1 protein-coding gene is annotated in these 239 nt (G+C 70.3%); it reads right to left on the bottom strand.

Annotated elements, in window-relative coordinates; all coding sequences use genetic code 11:
* Window positions 1-239, bottom strand: a 239-nt coding sequence (locus tag FN960_RS24730) for a cyclic nucleotide-binding domain-containing protein (RefSeq protein ID WP_143850869.1), incomplete at both ends; no start/stop codon positions are given.

The raw sequence follows: 239 nt of genomic DNA, 5'->3' as shown, positions 1-239 counted from the left end.
CCCCGGCCCCGAGACCATGCTCAGCTCACCCAGGGTGCCGCCGCGCTCGACGCAGCGAATGGTCGCCAGCCGACCGTCACGGCCGCTGCGCACCAGGCGCACCAGGCCGTTGATCACGATGTAGACTCGCCGGGCCGGGGCGTCCTGGCGAAACAGCCACTCGCGGCTCGCCAGGGTGCGCACCCCGGTATCCTTCAGCAACACCTCGAGGGCCTCGAGGTGTTGCTGAAGGATACCGG

The organism is Alkalicoccobacillus porphyridii (genome assembly GCF_007293315.1).
Lineage (GTDB): Bacteria > Bacillota > Bacilli > Bacillales > Bacillaceae_D > Alkalicoccobacillus > Alkalicoccobacillus porphyridii.
Note: the sequence above shows the minus strand (reverse complement) of the source record. Positions and strands in the feature narration are given on the sequence as shown.